Raw genomic sequence first — 555 nt, forward strand, 5'->3', positions numbered from 1 at the left:
ACTACGGCGACGAGGCAAGGGAGAACGAGTGGTTCTTTGATAGTTTCCATTCCTTATAGGTAAGGTACTTACAAGCTGCAATCAGGAGTTGCCTAACCGAAAAAGAGTTTCAAGTTATCTCGTTTCCATTCCTTATAGGTAAGGTACTTACAGCAATACTTCGATCCCGATATGGGTGGATGGATTTGTTTCCATTCCTTATAGGTAAGGTACTTACATCGTGTTGTATCATACCAGAGAATCGGTGATTTGTTTCCATTCCTTATAGGTAAGGTACTTACAACTGTATTTAAGCCGTTGTGGTAGGCAAAAACTCTTGTTTCGACTCAAGACCATTGTATTACAGGCAAAAAAGTCTGTCAATCTATTTTTAAGAATGGCTTAAAATGGGGCTTTTTAGGGTGTCGTGATTGTATACAATCAGCGACAGACTTTTTTGATTTAGCATATAAAACGAGTAATTATAAGTATCGCTATAAAAATAAGGATATTAAAATAAAAATATAGTACTGTTTTGAATAAAATCCGTTTAAAACAGCAATTTTAAATCAAGTA

It is taken from the genome of Lachnoanaerobaculum saburreum DSM 3986 (assembly GCF_000185385.1).
Classification (GTDB): Bacteria; Bacillota; Clostridia; order Lachnospirales; family Lachnospiraceae; genus Lachnoanaerobaculum; species Lachnoanaerobaculum saburreum.